This is a genomic window from Saccharothrix luteola (assembly GCF_020859565.1).
GTDB classification, from domain to species: Bacteria; Actinomycetota; Actinomycetes; order Mycobacteriales; family Pseudonocardiaceae; genus Actinosynnema; species Actinosynnema luteola.
In genome coordinates this window covers 169,887-188,875 of sequence record NZ_JAJHUO010000023.1, presented here as the reverse complement: position 1 = coordinate 188,875, position 18,989 = coordinate 169,887, and the positions used below count along the sequence as shown (strand labels likewise).

At 71.7% G+C, this 18,989-nt stretch carries 19 protein-coding genes; 9 read left to right on the top strand and 10 right to left on the bottom strand.

Annotated features, from left to right (window positions below; all coding sequences use genetic code 11):
• Positions 1 to 195, bottom strand: a 195-nt coding sequence (locus LNK82_RS48410; RefSeq protein WP_372470692.1) for a helix-turn-helix domain-containing protein, incomplete at its 3' end; no start/stop codon positions are given.
• Between the two features lie 161 nt (positions 196 to 356).
• The gene (lon, locus tag LNK82_RS30585) at positions 357 to 2,744 is read right to left on the bottom strand and encodes an endopeptidase La (RefSeq protein ID WP_230570344.1); all 2,388 of its coding nucleotides are present in this window, start codon (positions 2,742 to 2,744) and stop codon (positions 357 to 359) included.
• Positions 2,745 to 2,897: 153 nt separating this feature from the next.
• Between lon and LNK82_RS30580 the strand changes: the two genes are divergently transcribed.
• The gene (locus tag LNK82_RS30580) at positions 2,898 to 3,698 is read left to right on the top strand and encodes an SAM-dependent methyltransferase (RefSeq protein ID WP_230570343.1); all 801 of its coding nucleotides are present in this window, start codon (positions 2,898 to 2,900) and stop codon (positions 3,696 to 3,698) included.
• Positions 3,699 to 3,707: 9 nt separating this feature from the next.
• On the opposite strand, the gene LNK82_RS30575 is transcribed toward LNK82_RS30580, so the two are convergent.
• Positions 3,708 to 5,618: a patatin-like phospholipase domain-containing protein gene (locus LNK82_RS30575; protein ID WP_230570342.1), complete on the bottom strand. Its 1,911-nt coding sequence runs from the start codon at positions 5,616 to 5,618 to the stop codon at positions 3,708 to 3,710.
• Between the two features lie 215 nt (positions 5,619 to 5,833).
• Positions 5,834 to 6,475 carry a CatB-related O-acetyltransferase gene (locus LNK82_RS30570; protein ID WP_230570341.1) on the bottom strand — a complete coding sequence of 214 codons (642 nt, stop codon included), beginning with the start codon at positions 6,473 to 6,475 and terminating at the stop codon, positions 5,834 to 5,836.
• Positions 6,476 to 6,550: 75 nt separating this feature from the next.
• Here LNK82_RS30570 and LNK82_RS30565 point away from each other — a divergent pair, with 75 nt between their 5' ends.
• Positions 6,551 to 7,132, top strand: coding sequence for a TetR/AcrR family transcriptional regulator (locus LNK82_RS30565; protein WP_230570340.1), 582 nt, complete (start codon positions 6,551 to 6,553; stop codon positions 7,130 to 7,132).
• Between the two features lie 6 nt (positions 7,133 to 7,138).
• Here the strand turns inward: LNK82_RS30565 and LNK82_RS30560 are convergent, their stop codons facing one another.
• Together LNK82_RS30560 and LNK82_RS30555 are read right to left on the bottom strand one after the other, a co-directional pair.
• Entirely contained in the window at positions 7,139 to 7,561 is a 423-nt protein-coding gene (locus LNK82_RS30560) for a hypothetical protein (RefSeq protein WP_230570339.1), read from the bottom strand.
• A 17-nt stretch (positions 7,562 to 7,578) separates the two neighbouring features.
• Positions 7,579 to 8,496 carry an MBL fold metallo-hydrolase gene (locus tag LNK82_RS30555; RefSeq protein WP_230570338.1) on the bottom strand — a complete coding sequence of 306 codons (918 nt, stop codon included), beginning with the start codon at positions 8,494 to 8,496 and terminating at the stop codon, positions 7,579 to 7,581.
• A 93-nt stretch (positions 8,497 to 8,589) separates the two neighbouring features.
• Here LNK82_RS30555 and LNK82_RS30545 point away from each other — a divergent pair, with 93 nt between their 5' ends.
• Both LNK82_RS30545 and LNK82_RS30540 read left to right on the top strand, forming a co-directional pair.
• Positions 8,590 to 9,531 (top strand): LysR family transcriptional regulator, encoded by a 942-nt coding sequence (locus LNK82_RS30545; protein WP_308257331.1) that lies wholly within the window; start codon positions 8,590 to 8,592, stop codon positions 9,529 to 9,531.
• A complete protein-coding gene (locus LNK82_RS30540) occupies positions 9,528 to 10,364 on the top strand; it encodes a serine hydrolase (protein ID WP_230570337.1) in 837 nt (278 codons plus the stop codon). The genes LNK82_RS30545 and LNK82_RS30540 overlap by 4 nt, the downstream gene beginning before the upstream one ends.
• A gap of 285 nt (positions 10,365 to 10,649) precedes the next feature.
• Here the strand turns inward: LNK82_RS30540 and LNK82_RS30535 are convergent, their stop codons facing one another.
• Positions 10,650 to 11,582: an alpha/beta hydrolase gene (locus LNK82_RS30535; RefSeq protein ID WP_230570336.1), complete on the bottom strand. Its 933-nt coding sequence runs from the start codon at positions 11,580 to 11,582 to the stop codon at positions 10,650 to 10,652.
• Positions 11,583 to 11,652: 70 nt separating this feature from the next.
• On the opposite strand from LNK82_RS30535, the gene LNK82_RS30530 reads away from it, so the two are divergent.
• On the top strand, positions 11,653 to 12,675 hold the full coding sequence (locus tag LNK82_RS30530) for a M48 family metallopeptidase (protein WP_230570335.1): 1,023 nt from the start codon (positions 11,653 to 11,655) through the stop codon (positions 12,673 to 12,675).
• 72 nt (positions 12,676 to 12,747) lie between these two features.
• Positions 12,748 to 13,524, top strand: coding sequence for a S1 family peptidase (locus LNK82_RS30525; RefSeq protein ID WP_230570334.1), 777 nt, complete (start codon positions 12,748 to 12,750; stop codon positions 13,522 to 13,524).
• A gap of 83 nt (positions 13,525 to 13,607) precedes the next feature.
• Here the strand turns inward: LNK82_RS30525 and LNK82_RS30520 are convergent, their stop codons facing one another.
• Positions 13,608 to 14,216 carry a LysE family translocator gene (locus tag LNK82_RS30520; RefSeq protein ID WP_230570333.1) on the bottom strand — a complete coding sequence of 203 codons (609 nt, stop codon included), beginning with the start codon at positions 14,214 to 14,216 and terminating at the stop codon, positions 13,608 to 13,610.
• Between the two features lie 176 nt (positions 14,217 to 14,392).
• On the opposite strand from LNK82_RS30520, the gene LNK82_RS30515 reads away from it, so the two are divergent.
• Complete coding sequence (locus tag LNK82_RS30515; RefSeq protein ID WP_230570332.1) at positions 14,393 to 15,112, top strand: S1 family peptidase; 720 nt, start codon at positions 14,393 to 14,395, stop codon at positions 15,110 to 15,112.
• A gap of 95 nt (positions 15,113 to 15,207) precedes the next feature.
• The gene (locus LNK82_RS30510; RefSeq protein ID WP_230570331.1) at positions 15,208 to 15,666 is read left to right on the top strand and encodes a GNAT family N-acetyltransferase; all 459 of its coding nucleotides are present in this window, start codon (positions 15,208 to 15,210) and stop codon (positions 15,664 to 15,666) included.
• Here LNK82_RS30510 and LNK82_RS30505 read toward each other — a convergent pair.
• Complete coding sequence (locus LNK82_RS30505; protein WP_230570330.1) at positions 15,620 to 16,798, bottom strand: 8-amino-7-oxononanoate synthase; 1,179 nt, start codon at positions 16,796 to 16,798, stop codon at positions 15,620 to 15,622. The two genes, LNK82_RS30510 and LNK82_RS30505, sit on opposite strands and share 47 nt — an antisense overlap.
• Positions 16,799 to 16,834: 36 nt before the next feature.
• Here LNK82_RS30505 and LNK82_RS30500 point away from each other — a divergent pair, with 36 nt between their 5' ends.
• A complete protein-coding gene (locus LNK82_RS30500) occupies positions 16,835 to 18,073 on the top strand; it encodes a cytochrome P450 (protein ID WP_230570329.1) in 1,239 nt (412 codons plus the stop codon).
• Here the strand turns inward: LNK82_RS30500 and LNK82_RS47935 are convergent.
• Entirely contained in the window at positions 17,993 to 18,892 is a 900-nt protein-coding gene (locus LNK82_RS47935; RefSeq protein ID WP_230570328.1) for a quinone oxidoreductase family protein, read from the bottom strand. The genes LNK82_RS30500 and LNK82_RS47935 overlap by 81 nt on opposite strands.
• Between the last annotated feature and the right edge of the window lie 97 nt (positions 18,893 to 18,989).

The window sequence follows — 18,989 nt, the reverse complement described above, 5'->3', positions numbered from 1 at the left end:
CGGTCGATCCGCCGCCCGCACCACCCGATCCGCTCGTCCGTGCCGCCACCGGTGCCCGGTCCTGCGATTGACCCCGACGATCCGACACGCCTCGGTCGTGCCCACACCCGACGCCACAAGGTCAAGATAGGCCCGACGCTCCGCGTCCAGCTTCCTACGCCCCTGAGGCGACCGATCCCCACGGATCCCGAACACCACAACCCCCGAACAACCCAGGTGTTGCGACGACTACTGGAACCCGCCACATGGGGCCCTTGCGGGCACTCCAGGCAGGCCAAAGCACCCGAACCCATGTCAAATCGGGCCTCTGCGGGGTGTGGCGGGTCCGTTGTGGTTCGTTTGGATTGGGTTGAGAGTTAGGCGGCTGTGGTGGTGGTGATGTTGTTCGGGGTGTTGGTGTTGGTGTTGGTGTTGGTGGCGGGTTCGAGGGCGAGGGTTAGGGCTTCGCGGACGTCGGCGACCAGGTGGACGGTCAGTTCGGCGAGCACCGAGTCCGGGACGTCGTCGAGGTCGGGTTCGTTGCGCTTCGGCAGGAGGACCGTGGTGATGCCTGCGCGGTGGGCGGCCAGCAGTTTTTGCTTCACACCGCCGATTGGCAGGACTCGGCCCGTGAGGGAGACCTCGCCGGTCATCGCGACGTCCGAGCGGACCGGGCGGCCGGAGAGCAGGGATGCGAGAGCCGTGGTCATGGTGACGCCGGCTGACGGGCCGTCCTTCGGCACTGCGCCGGCTGGGACGTGGATGTGGACGCCGCGGTCCGCCAGCACGTCGGCGCGATCGTCGTTGGAGCGCAGGTAGGAGAGGGCGATCTGGGCGGACTCCTTCATCACGTCGCCCAGTTGGCCGGTCAGGGTGACACCGGATGCGCCGGTCTCCGCGGAGGCCAGGGAGGCCTCGACGAAGAGCACGTCGCCGCCGGCTCCGGTGACGGCCAGGCCCGTGGCGACGCCGGGGACGGCAGTCCTTTCCGCGGACTCCGGGGTGTGCTTGGGCGAGCCCAGGTATGTGCGGAGGCCCGGGATGTCGACGGTGACCGGCAGGGTGGATTGGTCCAGGGCGACGCGTGCGGTCACCTTGCGGAGGACGCGTGCCAGGGAGCGTTCCAGTTGGCGCACGCCGGCCTCGCGGGTGTACTCGCCGGCCAGTTTGCGCAGTGCCGGCTCGGTGATGGTGACGTCGTCGGGGGTGAGGCCGGCGCGTTCGACCTGGCGCGGCAGGAGGTGGTCGCGGGCGATGGTGACCTTCTCGTCCTCCGTGTAGCCGTCGAGCTGGACCAGTTCCATGCGGTCCAGGAGGGGACCCGGGATGGATTCCAGGACGTTGGCGGTGGCGAGGAAGACGACGTCGGAGAGGTCGAGTTCGACTTCCAGGTAGTGGTCGCGGAACGTGTGGTTCTGGGCCGGGTCGAGGACTTCCAGCAGGGCCGCCGTGGGGTCGCCGCGGTAGTCGGCGCCCACCTTGTCGATCTCGTCCAGGAGCACGACGGGGTTCATCGAGCCCGCTTCGGAGATGGCGCGGACGATCCGGCCGGGCAGTGCGCCGACGTAGGTGCGGCGGTGGCCGCGGATCTCGGCCTCGTCGCGGACGCCGCCCAGGGCCACCCGGACGAACTTGCGGCCCATGGCGCGGGCGACGGATTCGCCGAGTGAGGTCTTGCCCACGCCGGGAGGGCCGACCAGGGCCAGGACCGCGCCGGAACGGCGTCCGCCCACGACGCCGAGACCGCGATCGGCGCGGCGGCGGCGGACGGCCAGGTACTCGGTGATGCGCTCCTTGACGTCGTCCAGCCCCGCGTGGTCGGCGTCGAGGACGGCGCGTGCACCCGCGATGTCGTAGGCGTCCTCGGTGCGTTCGTTCCAGGGCATGTCGAGGACGGTGTCGAGCCAGGTGCGGATCCAGCCGACCTCGGGTGACTGCTCGGAGGTCCGTTCGAGCTTGTCGACCTCGGACAGGGCGGCCTTGCGGACGTTCTCGGGCAGCTCGGCGCCTTCGACGCGGGCCCGGTAGTCCTGCTCGTCGGTGGCGGGCTTGCCGTCGAGCTCGGCCAGTTCCTTGCGGATCGCGGCCAGTTGTTGGCGCAGCAGGAACTCCCGCTGCTGCTTCTCGACGCCTTCCTTGACGTCCTTGCGGATGGTCTCGGCGACGTCGAGCTCGGTCAGGTGCTCGCGGCCCCACTCCAGCAGCTTCTCGAGCCGCTCGGTGACGTCGCTGGTCTCCAGCAGCCAGACCTTCTGCTCGTCACTGAGGTACGAGGCGTAGCCGGCGAGGTCGGCGAGGGCGGACGGGTCGTCCACCTGCTGGACCGAGTCGACCACCTGCCACGCGCCGCGCTGCTGGAGGATCGTGGTGACCAGCCCCCGGTACTCGCGGGCCAGTTCGCGGGTGCGGTCGTCGACCGGTGATTCGTCCGCGATGGTCGCCTCGACCCACAGCGCCGCGCCGGGGCCGGTCGTGCCGGTGCCGATGCGGACCCGCTCGGTGCCGCGCACGACGGCCGCGCGCTCGCCGCCGGAGAGCCTGCCGACCTGCTCGATCAGGGCCAGCGTGCCCACCTTGGCGTACTTGCCGTCCAGCCGGGGCACCAGCAGGACCTTCGACTGACCGCCCGTCGCCGTCGCGGCCTCGATCGCGGCGCGCGCCTCGGCGGTGGCGTCCGAGCCGCTGAGGCGGATCGGCACGACCATGCCCGGCAGCACGACGACGTCGTCCAGCGGCAGCACCGGCAGCGCCACAGTCTCGCCCATGATCCCTCCAAAGTTGAGTCTGACTGGCTCAACCAAGATGAGCGGGGGTTTGTTTCCGGTAGGTGTTCGCCCAGAGCGAGCGTCCATTCGGGGGTTGTGCCCGGTGGGCGACGTCGCGACGATCACGCGGTCGGCTGACGAGGAGATGTGCGCATGGAGCAGGCAAGCTGGGTTCCGTCATCGGTGGACCTGGACCGGCCGAGCGCGGCCCGCATGTACGACTACTTCCTGGGTGGGTCGCACAACTTCGCGGTGGACCGCGAGGCGGCGAAGTCGGTCGAGCAGATCTTCCCCGGAATGTCCGGCGCGGCCCGGGCCAACCGGTCGTTCCTGCGCCGTGCGGTGCGGTACCTGCTGTCTCAGGGCATCGACCAGTTCCTCGACCTGGGGTCGGGCATCCCGACCGTCGGCAACGTGCACGAGATCGCCCAGCAGACCAACCCGGCGGCACGGGTGGTGTACGCGGACGTCGAGCCGGTGGCCGTGGCGCACAGCACGGCGTTGCTGGCGGACAACCCGCTGGCCAGCGCGATCCAGGCGGACCTGCGCGACCCGGACTCGGTGCTGGGGAACGAGGAGGTCCGGGCGGTGCTCGACTTCGACCGGCCGATCGGGCTGCTGATGGTCGCGGTGCTGCACTTCGTGCCGGACGAGGACGAGCCGGCCGCGGCCATCGCCCGGTACCGGGAGGCGCTGGCGCCGGGCAGCTTCGTGGCCATCTCGCACGCGAGCTGGGACGGCGTGTCGCAGGAGGGTCGGGAGAGCGGCGAGCAGGTCAACGCGATCTACCGCCGCACGGACAGCCCGTTGGTGCTGAGGACCGGCGCCGAGGTCGCCGCCTTCTTCACCGGGCTGGAGGTCGTGGAGCCGGGCGTGGCGCCGTTGAGCGAGTGGCGGCCGGATTCGGACGACGCCTACATCAGCGCGTACGCGGGGGTCGGGAAGAAGGTCTGACGGCGTCGGTCACTCGGGCGGGGTGAGGCGGAGGTCCGGGTCGATCGGCGGCTCGCCGTCGAACGGGCCCTCGGGCACGGCGCCCAGCGCGTCGAGGGTGAGGCCGATCTCGCGGGCGTTCGGGTCGGTGTCGGGTGGCGTGGCGAACCAGGCGTGCAGGTCCTCGGGGATCCGGTAGCGGGCGGTGAGGTCGCGGTAGAGGGCGGCGCGGTCGCCGGACTGCTCGGCCAGCTGCTGGTACTCGCGCATGGCCAGCCGCATCCGGATCCAGCGGTAGCGGTCGGTCTTGGTGGCGTCGTCCTCGGTGAACCGGGTGCGCAGCAGTCGTCCGGCCTCCGCGCCGCGTTCGGCCAGGGCGCGGATGGTCTCCGGGCGCATGAAGAGGTTCGTGCCGCCCTCCAGGGCTCCCACGCGGACGTGCGCGATCCGTCCCCGGTAGCCCGGCAGGGCGGACTGCATGGTGTCGCGCCAGTCGAGCATGGTGTTGAGGATGGCCGACGCGAAGTGCTGCACGAGCCCGATGCCGCGCCACGGCGTGCCGCCGGTGGACGCGTCCTGCTCGGGCAGCCAGACGTCCCGGTCGTCGCCCGGCGGGTAGGACTGGAGGCTCAGGCCGAACGTCGGCCAGCGCGGCAGCAGGTTGTCGAAGAAGTGGATCGGGAAGTTGCTGGTGATGCCGCCGTCGGAGAACCAGTGCACGCGCGGCTCCGGCTCGGCGCGCACCAGCGGCACCGCGGCGATCAGGCCGGGCAGCGGCATGCTCATCCGGACGGCCAGCGCGACGGGCAGGTTCTTCGGCAGCGCGTGGAGGGTCTCGGCGGGGTGCAGCGGGCAGTGGTGCGGTGTGGCGTCGTGGCCGAGCTTGTCGACGGTCCGCGGCGGCAGCACGGTTCCCAGGCACGTGGGGCAGAACAGCCACGCGGCCGGCGGTTCGGTGAACGGCAGGCGGTAGGGGCGGCCCTCGGACAGGTCCGTGGTCATCAGGACCAGGTTGGTGGTCAGGTCGTCGAACGTCAGGTCCGTCGTCCCCGAGAGGTCGTCCAGCACGTCGGCGATCCAGTCGCTCAACGGCGGCACGCCGGTCGACGCGGGCACGCCGCACCGGCGGTCCCAGAAGTTCGGCCGGAACGCGCCGGTGCCCGGGATGAGTCCGAAGTGGACGGTGGTGGCCATCCGGTCGAGGAACCGCTTGGCGCTCAAGCCGTAGGTGACCGCGACCGCGCTGACGAACGCGAACCCGAGCACCAGCCACCACACGGCGGCGGTGGCGGCGCTCGCCAGGCTCGGGGCCGTCCAGCGCGTGCCCAGGGCGACCGGGATCAGCGGGACGACCAGGAGCAGCCCGGTGCCGATGCGGCGCAGCCACGCGTCCCGGCCGTTCGGCAGGACTCTCAGCACGATGCCGGGCACGGCGACGAGGGCCGCGACGGTGAGGCTGATCAGCGCCCACGTCGGCGTGGAGCCCCAGTCGATCGAGTGAAACCACAGCGTCGGACCGATGAGCCACAGCCCCAGTGCCACGGCGAGGAACACCCGTGCCCGCCAGCCGATCGCGCTGATCAGGGCGAGCAGGAGGCAGGTGAGCGGGCTGCGCCCGGTGGAGTCGCGGCGCTGCATGGAGGCCGCCACGATCCGGTACAGCTTGCGGGTGTGCTCGCTGGGCTGGAAGAGCTGCGCCAGCCGCCAGCCGGGCGCGGCGAACCAGTCGACGACCTCCGCGAGCTTGCGGAAGCCGTCCCGGTCCCGGCCCTTCTCCGCGGCGGCGGTGAACGCGGCCCCGATCGCACCGGCCGACGCGCCGCCCAACGACCGGAACCGGTAGTGCCCGGCCAACTCCACGACCGCCAACGGGTAGACGACGCCGCTCGCCGCCCCGCCCCGCATGGTCAGGTCGCAGTACCGGTTGAAGTCCTCGGCCATGGCGAACCTCCCGGCAACCATGATCTCCCGCCGCCGGCGCGCGTGGCGCTAGACCAATCGGTTGTCGCACCCGCGTGTCGAACGCCCACGGCCCGCGTGTCGAACGCTCAGGACCCCCGAATTCCACGTTCAGGTACCGCGCACAGGGACCTGAACGTAGAACTCGGGGGTCCTGACGGTTCGACACGCGGGACCTGAGCGTTCGACACGCGCGTTTACAACTGGGTCAGCGCGATGTGCTCGATCTCGGCGGGTGTGCCGGACATGATCGTGCGGACGTGTTCGGTCACCAGCTCGATCGGCCAGTCCCACCACTTGGCGCGCAGCAGCCGGGCCACGTCCTCGTCGGCGTAGCGCTGCTTCACGGGCTTCGCCGGGTTGCCGCCCACCACCGCGTACGGCGGCACGTCCGACGTCACCACCGCGCCGGTCGCGATGATCGCGCCGTCGCCGATCGTCACGCCCGGCATCACGAGCGCGTTGTAGCCGAACCAGACGTCGTTGCCGACCACCGTGTCGCCACGCGTCTCCATGCCGGTCATCAGGTCCATCGTCTTCTCGGCCCACGTGCCGCCGAAGATCGTGAACGGGAACGTCGACACGCCGATGTTGAGGTGGTTCGCGCCGGCCATGATGAACCTGGTGCCGGTGGCCAGCGCGCAGAACCTGCCGATGACCAGCTTCTCGGCGCCGTACCCGTAGAGCACGTTGCGGGTCTCGAACTCCAGCGCGTGCTCCGGGTCGTCGTAGTACGTGTACTCACCGACCTCGATCGTCGGCGACGTCACCAACGGCTTGAGCTGGACGACGCGGTCCGCGTGCGGCAGCGGGTGCAGGACGGTGGGGTCTGGGATCAAAGCAGAGGGCTCCTAACGCGACTGGTGTTGCGTTAGAGTGGCACACCTCGCCCACTAACGCAACTGGAGTTGCAGTTGACCTCACGACCGGGTGGACGCTCGGCCCGCGTCCGCGAAGCCGTCCTCGAAGCCGTGCACGCCGAGCTGACCATGCGCGGCTACGCCGGCCTGACGGTCGAGAACGTCGCCGAACGCGCGGGCGTGCACAAGACCACCGTGTACCGCCGTTGGGGAACGGTCGACGTGCTCATCGCCGACGCCCTCGACCACACCCGCGAGTCCGAGTGGCCGGTGCCCGACACCGGCACGCTGGAGGGCGACCTGATCGCCATCGCCACCGAGGTCGCGGACACCTTCGCCGACCCGGTGCACCGCCTCGTGCCGATCGCGATCGTCATCGCGGCACAGCAGTCCGCCCGTGCCCAGGACGCGAAGCGCCGGTTCTACGCCGCCCGGCAGGCCGAAGCGGCCAAGGTCGTCACCCGCGCCGTCGACCGCGGCGAACTCCCACCGCAGGCCGACCCGGTCGAACTCATCCGCCTCACCTGCGCCCCGCTGTACCACCGGATCTTCATCACCGGCGAGCCGGTCGACCGCGCCACCGCCGAACGCTCCGCCCGAGCCGCCCTGGCCGCCGCCCGCGCCGGCCTGCTCTGAACCGGATCAAGCGTCGGACAGCCGGAGATCACCTTCCCGACACCGGCACCGCACGCGGCCCGACGGGAACACGAGGTCGAGAGCTATCCGCCCGGTGCGCGGTTCGTACTCCTGGGCGACCGCGAGCACCTCTTCCCCGAGGTGACGGGCGAACGGCGTCTCACCGCCGATCGGCCCGACCTCGACCCGCCCGTACTCCTGCATGTCGTAGCCCTCGTGGGGCGGTGACCCCTCCACGATCAGGCACCAGTCCGAACCGGTCGTGACGTGCGTGCACCCCTCCTGGTCGTCCACCAGCCACACGTCCAGCGGATCGGTCGGCACCTCCGAGCCGTAGTGGTGCCAAGCCGCGATCACCCGCTCCAGCCGTCGACCGACCAGCCGCCGGGGATCGGTGCCGGCACCGTGCAGTCCACAACGAGCGTCCACGGGCGAACCGTACGCCGCTACAGCTCGTACCAGCGCAGGATTTCCGGGTCCAGCACGCGGGCCGCGAGGCCGATCCGCCGCGCCGTCTCCGCCAACTCCGCCGCCGCCGCGGGATTGCCGCGCGGCGGCAGGGCGGGGTCGTCCAACTGGGTCACCATGTCGTCGTGGTGGCTCGGGATCAGCACCTTGGGCCGGGTCGCCCGCAACGCCCGCGCGGTGTAGTCGTGCACGTTCGCGTGGCCGCTCATGCCCAGCACGAGGACGTCCGGCCGCAGTCCCGCGACCTCCCGCTCGACGTAGTTCGCCGTCCCCGACAGGAACAGCACCGAGAACCCGCCCACGGTGATCATGTACGCCAGCGAGCCGCCCTCCACGAGGTCGCTGATCGTCGCCGGCGCCTTCGGCGGCGCGGTCAGGCTGCCCGGCGCGAAGTACCCGTACGAGCCGAACTGGCTGTGCAGGCTCCGGAACACCTGGACGGTGAAGCCGTGGAAGTCCAGGTACTCCCCACCGGACGCCACGACCACGTTGTCCCCCGGCACGCCCTGCGCCACCAACAAGTGCCGGTGCGTCTCGGTCCCGATCACCCGGGAACCGTGCTTCTCCACCACGTACGGGATCTCCGACAAGTGGTCGTAGTGCCCGTGCGTCGCCAGCACCAGCTCCGGCCGCTCCCCGAGGTGCCGGTCGACCAACTCCCTCCGCACCGCCAGCGGGTGGTCGGCGATGAACTCCCCGTCCTCGCCGAACACCGGCAACCGGCTCAAGTACGGGTCGATCAGCACCCGCCGACCGCCGAACAGCACCTCCCACCCGGCGACACCCAGCCACCGCAGGCTCACCCCGCTGCGCCCCGCCGCGAACGCCACCCCCGGCAGCCCCGCACCCGCCACCGCGACCGCCGCCGACCCGATCAACACCTGTCGCCTGTTCACGCACATGCCACCAACAAGACCAGTGCCCGGCCGCACGTGTCCAAGTCCGATATCAGCACGTCTGCCATATGCGAACGGCTATCATCCCAGCTCGTGGACCTCCTGCGGCACCTGCGGTACTTCCTGGCCGTGGCCGAGGAACTGCACTTCGGCCGTGCGGCGGCCCGCCTCCACATGTCCCAGCCACCGCTGTCGCAGAGCATCCAACGCCTGGAACGCGAACTCGGCGTCCGCCTCTTCGACCGCGACGCCCGGCACGTCGCCCTCACCGACGCGGGCCGCCAGATCCTCACCGAAGCCCGCGGCCTGCTCGCCCGCGAAGACCGGCTCCGCGCCCTCGCCGGACGGTTCCGCCACGGCGAGGCCGGATCACTGCGCGCGGGCGTCCCACCGGACCTGGGCGGACGAGCGGTGGCCGCCCTCCTCCCGGCGTTCCGCCACCGCAGCCCCGTCGAGCTCAAGCTCCGGGAGATCGGCACCGCCGAACAACTGCGCGCCCTGGCCGACCGCAGCCTGGACGTCGGCGTCCTGCGCTTCCCGTTCGACGTCTCCTGGCTGAGCCTCGGCCCGGTCCTGACCAGCCCGCTGGGCGTCCTCCTGCCCCGCGACCACCCCCTCACCACCGCCCCGGACGTCCGCCTGGCCGACCTGAACGGCCTGGCCCTCGTCCTCTTCCCCCGCACCACCGCACCCGCGCTGCACGACGAGGTGCTGACCACGTGCGCCCGACACGGCTACACACCCACCGACGTCCACCAAGCCGGCAACCCGGAATTCGCGCTGGGACTCGTCCTCGCCGGCGGCGCGGTCGCCCTGCACGACGGCGTCACCCCACCACCGGACGCCGCCTGGCGACCACTGCGCGGCAACCCCATCCTGTGGCGGACCTCGGCCGCCTGGCCACGTGGCCGCCAAACCCCTGCCGTCACCGCCTTCGCCGACGCCGTCACCGAAGTCCTGACCGCACAAGGAATGCGCCACGCCGAGGGCACGCTGCCCCGCTACCCCCGCCCGGCCGCGGAGTACCTGTCATGACCGCCGCCCGCGTGCGCGCCGCCTTCGCCGACGCCGGCGTCACCGGCACGCTGCACGCCATCGACCTCGACCACCCCGACCGCGAGCTCTCCGTCGGCGCCGACGACCCCGTCGTCCTCGCCAGCGTCTTCAAAGTCCCCCTGCTCGTCGCCCTGCACCACAGCGCCCACGACCTGACCGACCGGATCACCCTCGACCACCACCGCAGCACCGGCCCCACGGGCATCGGCGGCATGCTCGACCCCGTCACCATCTCCCTGCGAGACCTGGCCTACCTGGCCATCACCGTCTCCGACAACGCCGCCGCCGACGCCCTGGTCGACCTCATCGGCCTCGACACCATCAACCGGACAACCGACCAACTGGGCCTGACCCGAACCCGAATCGTCCACCGGGCAAGGGACTTCATGCGCACCATGGCCGAAGACGCCGCCCCCGCCGAACCACCGGCCGCCCTCACCGACCCGGTCGTCCTGTCCCGACTGCGCGCCCTGGACCCCGACCAGACCAACCGCAGCACCGCACGCGACCTGACCACCCTGCTGCACCACATCTGGCACCACGAAGAATGCGCCCCGATCCGCCGCCTCATGGCCCTTCAAGTCTGGCCACACCGCCTGGCCTCCGGCTTCCCCTTCGACGACGTCCGCGTAGCCGGCAAAACCGGCACCCTCCCGACCATCCGCAACGAGATCGGCGTCGTCGAATACCCAGACGGCGGCCGTTACGCCGTAGCCATCTTCACCCGCAGCGCGAGCACCGCCTTCACCCTTCCACCAGCAGACGCCGTCATCGGCCAAGCCGCCAGACTGGCCATCGAACACCTCCGCTAGACCTCCCAAAGGAAGGGCTTCGTGTCATCCCGCCGACCTGGCTCCGCCCTACCGCGCGTGTCAAGGGGGCGCGGGTTCACCTCTGCCCGCGGCGTGCACTGATGTCGCGCGCCCCCTTGATACGTGTGGTAGCCCGTAGGGAGGTCGGTGGGATGACACGGACCCCGACCAACAACGGACCCGCAGCCTGACCGCAAAACCCCGTCATCCTGCTGATCTGCCCGTCCGGCGAGGACGCTTCTAATCTTTCAAGCCCTTGCCTCCACTCCACCCACTTCACCCTCATCAAATCCCATCCAAGAACTCGTCCACCTCGGCCAACGCCCTCAACCGCACCGGCTCCGCGGACAGGAACAGATCGTGCATACCGCCCTCCACCTGCACCACCCGCACGTGCCGACCGATCTTCGGCCCCCACACCCGCATGTGCTCCACGTCCAGCACGGTGTCCGCCGTCATCGCCTCGGGCGTCCACCGCTTCGCGTGGAGATGGCTGCGCCCCGACCGCAACAACAGCACCGGCGCCTCCACCTCCAACCCCCGGTGCAGCCGGGCATGACCACGACGGATCGCGCGCAACCACCCCGCGTGCACCGGGAACGCCTCGATCGGCTTCCACGTCGTGTCGAAGTCCCACTCCCCGTGGTGGTCGCGGTGGATGCTCTCGCCGTACACCGGCCCCAACCCGGGCTTGAGCACCAGCTTCGGCGCCACCCGCCCGACACCCCGGATCAACGCCGTCCCGACCGTCCGCACCAGCCACGGCTCGGCCAGGTCCAACCAGGGGCTGTTGAGCACCAACGCGTCCAGCACGTCGTCCGAACGCCGCTCGTGCGCCCACAGACTCGTGATGAGCCCACCGGTCGAATGTCCCATCACCACCAGGTGCCGGTGGCCGTCCTCCTCGCGGATCACCCGCGCCGCGGCGTCGATCTCCTCGAAGTGCTCGGCCAGGTCGGTCACGTAGTTCGCCACCTGCCCCGGCCGCAACGACCGCCCGTACGCGCGCAGGTCGATGGCGTAGAAGTCGAAGCCGCGCGCGGTGAAGTGCTCGGCCACGTGCCGCTGGAAGAAGTAGTCCGCGAACCCGTGCACGTACAGCACCGCGCCGCGGATCGCCGGCTGCGCGCGGCGGCGGACCAGGGTCGCGGTCGTGTCACCGCCGCCCAGGGGCAGCGCGCGGGTCTCGTAGTCGGTGCCGAGCACGTCTGCGTTCACCAGGTCAGTGTGCACGCCGATTCGTCCGATCGGGGAGATGTGGGGCGCGGGTCGTGGCACTGTGGGAACCATGAGCAGCGAGGAGATCGAACGGTCGAGCGCGCGGGTCCGGTTCCCCGGCATCAGCCCGCGTGCGTACGAACACCCGGTCGACCGGGGGGCGTTGGCGGTCTTGCGCGCGGTGCCGGGCATCGGCCCGGTGTTGCAGGCGGTGGCGGGCGCGTTCACGGAACGCGGTGAGAGGTTGGGCTACCTGGCGTCGAGCATCCGGGTGGGCCCCAGGCAGTACGCGGAGCTGGACCGGCTCCGGCTCGAGGTGGCGGCGACGCTGGACGTCGACCCGGTGCCGGAGCTGTTCGTGAAGCGCGACCCGGTGCCCAACGCCATGACGCTCGGCATCGACAAGCCGTTCATCGTGCTCACCACGGGCCTGATCGAGCTGCTGGACACCGAGGGCCTGCGGTTCGCCATCGGGCACGAGATGGGGCACGTCCTGTCGGGCCACGCGCTGTACCAGACGATCCTGCAGCGGCTGATGCAGTTGCAGCACGGTCTCGGCTGGATGCCGGGCGGCTACTGGGCGATCACCGCGATCATCGCCGCGCTGCGCGAGTGGTACCGCAAGACGGAGCTGTCGTGCGACCGCGCCGGCCTGCTGTGCGGGCAGGACCCGGCCGCCGCGCTGCGCGTGCACGTGGCCATGGCGGGCGGCATGGACCTCAGCCAGGTCGACACGGCCGAGTTCCTCAAGCAGGCCAAGGAGTACGAGCAGGTCGAGGACGTGCGCGACAGCGTGCTCAAGCTGATCCGCACGTGGCCGCTGACCCACCCGATGGCCGTGGTCCGCGCCGCGGAGCTGCAGAAGTGGGCGGCGGGCGAGGAGTACCGCGCCATCCTGACCGGCACGTACCAGCGGCGCGAGGACGACCGGCCGACGAGCTCGTTCACCGAGGACATCAAGTCCGCGGCCCGGTCGTACAAGGAATCGGCGGCCGAGTCCGAGGACCCGCTGATGAAGGTGTTCAACGAAGTCGGCGACGTGCTCGCGGGGGCGGCGGGCCGGGTGCGCAGCAAGTTCACCGGAGCGGACTAGTCCACTTGGCCCAGCGGAACCGGCCATTCTGGCTAACCTCCTCCTGACGCCTTTGATCAGGAGGAGGGGCCGATGCGGCTTGGCGCGTTGTTGATGACGTTGTTGATGGCTTTCGCGGGCACCGCCACAGCGGACGCGGACGTGAACGTGAACACGGACGTGGGCGAGCGCGTAGTGGGCGGTGAACGGGTGTCGATCGCGGACCACCCGTGGGTGGTGTACGTGGCCGACGCCGCCGGCAACCAGTTCTGCGGCGGCACTCTGGTCTCGCCGACCAAGGTGGTCACCGCCGCCCACTGCGCGACCACCCGGACGCCCCGCAACACGCGGGTCGTGCTGGGCCGTGAGGACCGCAAGGGTGACGATGGCGTGGTCGCCCGGCTCTCCGCGATCTGGGTCCACCCCGAGTACGTGGCCGCGGACCAGGGTGCGGACGTCGCCGTGCTGACCTTGCGCTCACCGGTGGACTACACGCCTCTCCCGCTGGCGCAGCCGTCCGACGGGGTGCTGTACGAGCCGGGCACGAGCGGTCGGGTCTTCGGCTGGGGTCGGACCAGTGAGCAGGGCTCGACCTCGCGCTACCTGCTCGGCGCGACCGTGCCGGTGACGGACCACGAGTACTGCCGCACCGCCTACCCCCAGTTCGACCCGGCCGAGATGACGTGCGCCGGTTACCCGGAGGGCGGCGTCGACACGTGCCAGGGCGACTCGGGCGGCCCGTTCGTGGCCGGCGGGAAGCTGATCGGCGTCACCTCTTGGGGTGAAGGTTGCGCCCGGGAGGGCAAGCCGGGCGTCTACAGCAACGTCGCCGCCTACTCCCAGGCGATCGAGGAGCAACTGGCGGCCTGACCAACCGGCGTGCGGGCCCTCCGGGGTCCGCACGCCGCCTGGTAACCCGACCCCGAGGAACCCGACCAATTCGGGAACTCGACCTACAGCACGAGCCCGATCGACATCGTGGCGAACACCGCCGCGCACACCGCGTCCAACGCCGTGGTCACCCCGGGCCGCCGCAACGAGCCCGCCACCCGCGCCGCCGCCACCACGATCGTCAGCTCCCACAACGCCGCGAGCCCCAGGAACACCGCCGCGAGCATCCCGAGCTGCCACGTCGGGTCGCCCGTGCCGATGAACTGCGGCAGGAACGCCAGCGAGAACAGCAGCATCTTCGGGTTGGTGATGTTGGTCAGGAACCCCTGCCGGAACGGCCGGGGCGGCGCGACCGCCACCACCTCCCCGCCCGAACGCCGCAGCAGCCCGCGGGTGATCGTCACGGCCAGGTAGAGCAGGTACGCCGCGCCGACCCAGCGCAGCCCGGTCAGCACGGCCGGGTAGCGGGCGATCACCACGCCCAGACCCGAGATCACCAACGCCACCTGCACGAAGGCCGCGGTGTGGATGCCCGCCAACGCCAGCAGTCCGGCCCGCGTGCCGGACCTCATCGAGGTCCGCAGCAGGAGGAAGGCGTCCACGCCGGGCGTCAGCACGACCACCGCGCAGGCGATCAGGAACGCCGGCAGCCGGGTGAAGTCCAAGTGCATGGAAACCTCCCTCATGTTCCGGACAGATCGCCGTGATCTGCCTCACTGACCGTCAAATCTTCGGTCCTGCAGCACTCTAACAACAGATTTTCCGGACCTCATACCCGAATCCCGCGCGCCCCGACCTTCCGCTACGGTCGGTGCCCGTTCGGCCACTTGACGTAGAGAGGTGCTCCATGCGCATCAGCGCGCCGGTCTTCGCCGTTCTCGTTCTGGTCCTGTCGGCGCTGCCCGCGGACGCGATCGTCGGCGGCCGGGACGCGCCCGCGACGCCGTGGGCGGTGGCGTTGTTCGACGGGGGCACCTTCTTCTGCGGCGGCGCGCTGATCGCACCGGACAAGGTGGTCACCGCCGCGCACTGCACGGTCGCCCGCACCGCGCTCGGCGTCCGCGACCGGGTGCCCGCCGACGTGACCGTCGTCGCCGGCCGAGCCGACCTCGACACCACCGAGGGCCGGGCCGTGGGTGTCACCGCGCTCTGGCGCCACCCCGCGTTCACCGAGGTGTCCGCGGGTGACGACGTGGCCACCCTCACCCTCGCCACCCCGCTGCCGTACCAGCCGGTCCGGATCTCGGACGCCGCGTCGGGCCAGGCCACCGTCTACGGCTGGGGCCGCACGGCCGAGCTGAGCCCGCCGAGCCGCCGTCTGCGCGAGGTCGACGTGCCGATCCGCGCGGACGCCGAGTGCGCCGCCGAGGTGCCCGACTACCGGCCGGGCGGGATGCTGTGCGCGGGCTACCCGGAGGGCGGCAAGGACGCCTGCGAGGGTGATTCCGGCGGACCGCTCACCGTGGCGGGGGAGCTGGTCGGCCTCGTGTCCTACGGCCGCGGCTGCGCCCGACCGGGCCAACCCGGCGTCTACACGCGCCTGAGCTCCTACAAGACCCAGCTCTAGAGACCGACCCGACCCGACCCGACCCGACCCCGAGCCCGAGCCCGAGCCGAGACCGACCTCGAGGCCGACCCGGCACCGTGTGGTACCACGGTGGGGTGCGTTCACACCCGTACCCGGCGACGCTGCGCCGGCAGTGGTCGGCCGACCTGACCCCCGACCAGCTCTACGCCGTGCTCAAGCTGCGCTCCGACGTCTTCGTCGTGGAGCAGAACTGCGTCTACCCGGAACTGGACGGGCGTGACCTCGAACCGGGCACCCGCCACTTCTGGCTGGAAGCCGACGACCGGCCCGGACCGCAGGCCTACCTGCGGCTGCTGGAGGAACCCGGCGGCACGTTCCGCGTCGGCCGGGTCTGCACGGCCCGCGCCGCCCGCGGTCGCGGCTACAGCCGTCGGCTGATGGAGGCGGTGCTGGCCGAGATCGGCCAGGTGGAGTGCGTGCTGGACGCGCAGACCTACGTGGCCGACTTCTACGCGTCGTTCGGCTTCGAGCCGCAGGGCGCGGAGTTCATCGAGGACGGGATACCGCACCTGCGGATGCGCCGGTCTCCGTGATCACCCGCACGGCGCGCTCGATGTCGCCCTCGGACAGGTCGGCGCGGGCGGTGAGGCGGAGCCGGGAGATCCGGTCGGGCACCGACGGCGGCCGGAAGCAGCCGACGACCACGCCCTGCGCGCGGCACGCCTCGGCCCAGTCGAACGCGGCCTCCGGCGACGGCGCCTGCACGGACACGACGGCCGCGGTCGGCGTGCTGACCCGCAACCCCGCCTCCTTCAGCCGGAACGCCAGGTCCTGAGCCACTTCCAGGGCCCGCGCGGGCCGCTCCGGCTCGTCCCGCAACACCTTCACCGCGGCCAACGCCGCCGCCGCGCTGGCCGGCGCGAGCCCGGTGTCGAAGATGAACGTGCGCGCGGTGTCGACGAGGTGCTTGATCACCCGGCTCGGGCCGAGCACCGCGCCGCCCTGCGCGCCGAGCGACTTGGACAGCGTCACCGTGGTGACCACGTCGGGCGCCTTGGCCAGACCCGCCGCGTGCACCGCGCCACGCCCGCCGTCGCCGACGACGCCGAGGCCGTGCGCGTCGTCCACGACCAGCGCCGCGTCGTGCTCGCGGCAGGCGGCGGCCAGCTGCGCCAGCGGCGCGAGGTCGCCGTCGACGGAGAACACCGAGTCCGTCACCACCAGCGCCCGCCGCTTGCCGCGCGTGGCCAGGGCGTGCGTGACCTGCTCGACGTCGCAGTGCCCGGCGACCACGACGTCCGCTTTGGACAGTCGGGTGCCGTCGATCAGGGAGGCGTGGATGTGCTGGTCGGCGACGATCGCGGTGCCGGGACCGGACAACGCGGTCAGCGCGCCCAGGTTCGCCGCGTAGCCCGAGGAGAACACCAGCGCGGACTGCGCGCCGCAGAAGTTCGCGAGCTCGTACTCCAGCTCGGTGTGCAGCTCGATCGAGCCGGTGACCAGCCGCGACCCGGTCGAGCCCGCGCCCCAGCGCAACGAGGCCGCGGCGGCGGCACCCGTGACCCGCTTGTCGCGGGCCAGGCCGAGGTAGTCGTTCGAGGCCAGGTCGAGGTTCGTCGAGTCCGCCGGTCGTGGCCGGACCCGGCGGGCGAGACCGGCTTTCGCGCGCGCCTCGGCACGCGTGTCGATCCAGTCGAACACCGAGTCACCTGTGCGCACACTCACGCCGGCAGTGTCGCATCCGACGGCTACGGTGCCGGCGTGGACCTCTTCCAGCCGGAGCCTGCCGATCTGCGCTCGTTGCGGGAGAACGCGCCGGTCCACCGCGACGAGCGCACCGGGATGTGGCTGGTCAGCCGCTACGACGACGTGCGCGCGGTGCTGGCCGACCCGCGGCGCTTCCACCCGGACAACGCGTTGACCGCGGTGACCCCGATCCCGGGGCCGGTGCTGCGGGTGCTGGCCCGGGCCGGGTTCTCGCTGCCGCCGACGTTGGCCAACAACGGCACCGGGACGCACGCCGACCTGCGCCGACTGGTCTCCCGGTTCCTCACCCCGGCCCGCGTCGCGGCGATGGGGCCGCGGATCGCCGAGCTGACCGCGGAGCGCCTGGACCGGCTCGACCTCGGCCGACGTGCCGACCTGCACCCGGCGCTGGCCCGCGACCTGCCCGCGATCGTGCTGCTGGAGGTCATGGGGATCCGGGACGTCGACGTCGAGGCGCTCAAGGCCTGGAGCACGGCGTCGTTGGAGCTGTTCTGGGGTGACGTCACGCCCGAGCGGCAGCACGAGCTGGCCCGTCCCGCCGCCGCGTTCCACCAGTGGCTGACGTCGCGGATCAAGGCCGCCGACCCGGAGGGCGACGACCTGTTCGGCGCGTTGCGGGCGCAGGGCGTGCCGATCCGGGACGCGGCCGGGCTCTGCTACTTCCTGCTGATCGCGGGCCAGGAGACGACGACCCAGCTGCTGTGCGCGGCGTTCCACGCGGTCCTGCGGCAGGACGGCCTGTGGCCGCGGCTGGACGAGCCCGGCGTGGCTGGCGCGTGCGTGGAAGAGGTGCTGCGCCGTGACCCGCCGGTGAGCACGTGGCGGCGGATCACGGCGGAGCCGGTCACCCTCTCCGAGGTCGCGATCCCGGCGGGCGAGCCGCTGCTGCTCATGCTCGCGGGCAGCGGCTCGGACCCGGACGTCTTCGGCGAGCCCGAGCGCTTCTGCCCGGCCAGGCCGAACGCCCGCAAGCACCTGGCGTTCGGCTTCGGCAGGCACTTCTGCCTCGGTGCCGGCCTGGCGAGGCTGGAGGCGGAGGTGGTGCTGCGGGAGACCGCGCGGCGGTTCCCGGACCTGCGCCTGGCCTCGGCCGGGCCGCCGCCGATGCTGGGCCTGCTGTCGTTCCGCGCGCCGTTGAGCGTGGAGGTCGAGCTAGGGGACCAGCACCACCTTGCCGGTCGACGCCCGGGTCTCCAGCAGTTCGTGAGCGCGGGCCGCGTCGGCCAGCGGTAGCGCTTCGCCCAGCACCGGGCGCAGCCCCGAGGTGAACGCCCGCCGCACCGCGTCGGGGGTGACGGGGTTGCCGAACCCGAGCACCGCGACGCCCTTGCGGAACACGTCGGACGCGGTCACGTCCAGCGGCTCGCCGCTCGCGAAGCCGAACACGGCCAGCCGGCCGACCCCGTCGCGCAACAGCTCGAACGACTGCCGCGCCACGGCGCCGCCGACCGAGGAGAACACCACGTCGACCGGCTCGACCCAGGTCGGCCAGTCCGGCTCGCCGTAGTCCACGACCTCGTGCGCGCCCAGCTCACGGGCCAGCGCCAGCTTCCGCTCGCCCCGCGCGGCGGCCACGACCGTCGCGCCCGCCCGTGCCGCGACCTGCACGAGCAGGCTGCCGACACCTCCCGCCGCCGCCTCGACCAGCACCCGTTCGCCCGCGGCGAGCCGGACCGCGTCCGCGGCGGCCACCGCCGTCGCGCCCTGGAGGTACAGGGCCAGCGCCTCGTGGTCGGACAGGTCGTCGGGCACCTCGGTCGCGTCCTCGGGCAGCAGGGCCAGTTCGGCGTAGCCCTCGCCGAGCGCGAAGCCGATCAGCCGCCTGCCGTCGGGGCCCACGCCGACCACCTCGCCGCCGAGCGCGCCGGGTGCGAGGTCGTACCAGGGCACCACCCGCGCGCCCGTGCCCGACCGGATGATCGTCTCGCCGTAGTTCACGCCGATCGCCGTGACGCGGACCAGGACCTGGCCCGGCCCGGCGACCGGGTCGGGCACCTCCTCCACGCCGAGCACGTCCGCCGGACCGAACTCGTGGAACCGCACCGCTCGCACAACGCCTCCCGACCTTCAAACGGACTGACGGTCCGTTTCTTGTCCGCTACCATACGGACTACCGGTCCGCTTTTGTCAAGCAAGTCGATCGAGCCGA